The organism is Treponema sp. R6D11 (assembly GCF_054786075.1).
The window spans coordinates 1-362 of record NZ_BDHD01001197.1; the positions used below are offsets into that span (position 1 = coordinate 1).

Genomic DNA, 362 nt, shown 5'->3' on the forward strand with positions numbered 1-362 from the left:
TTATTGCCGTTATAACAATGTTTTTAGTTTCAATATTTTGTTTCCTCGCGTTCAGCGTTATACGCGGAGACCCTGCGGTATTGTCCGCGGGAATAGAAGCGACGCAGGAACAGTTTGAAACTATACGCGAAGAAATGGGACTTAACCGCCCGTTGATTATCCGCTACCTTGACTGGCTTGTTAATTTTCTCAGTGGTAATCCGGGAAACTCGCTTCGTTTCCGTTCAGAACCAATTTCATCAATGATTTTGCGGCGTCTTCCAATAAGTTTTACTCTAGCCTTCTTTTCACTTTTTTTTATCTTATTAATTTCAATTTCTGTCTCCCTTTTAACAGTTAAAAAAGAAGGCGGCTTTCTTGAC

At 40.3% G+C, this 362-nt stretch carries 1 protein-coding gene; it reads left to right on the top strand.

The annotated features are described in order from the left end of the window. On the top strand, nt 1-362 hold a 362-nt coding region (locus ACYVTD_RS18090), incomplete at both ends, for an ABC transporter permease family protein (RefSeq protein WP_461248995.1).